Source organism: Shewanella sp. S1-49-MNA-CIBAN-0167 (assembly GCF_040310145.1).
Taxonomy (GTDB): Bacteria; Pseudomonadota; Gammaproteobacteria; order Enterobacterales; family Shewanellaceae; genus Shewanella; species Shewanella psychromarinicola.
Genome location: NZ_JBEOPO010000291.1, coordinates 1 through 267, shown reverse-complemented (window position 1 = coordinate 267; position 267 = coordinate 1). Strand labels below are relative to the sequence as shown.

Here is a 267-nt window from a genome sequence, read left to right as displayed (position 1 = left end):
AGTCAGAATGTCATCAGATAAACCAGCGGCAGGGATGTGCTTGGCCTCGTCGTATAAAATTTTATCGTAAATTTCATCGGCGAATAATATCAAATCGTGTTGACGACATAGCTCAACAACCTCTAGCAGCAATTCTTTACTGTAAACCGCACCGGTAGGGTTGTTTGGGTTGATCATCACAATCGCACGTGTGCGGCTGCTGATTTTACTCTTTATGTCATCTAAATCAGGAAACCAATCGGCTTCTTCATCGCAGCGATAATGTAC

General features: G+C 43.1%; 1 protein-coding gene. It reads right to left on the bottom strand.

Annotated features, from left to right (window positions below):
* The coding region (locus AAEZ00_RS21355) for an aminotransferase class I/II-fold pyridoxal phosphate-dependent enzyme (protein WP_351089922.1) at positions 1 to 267 on the bottom strand (267 nt) is incomplete at both ends.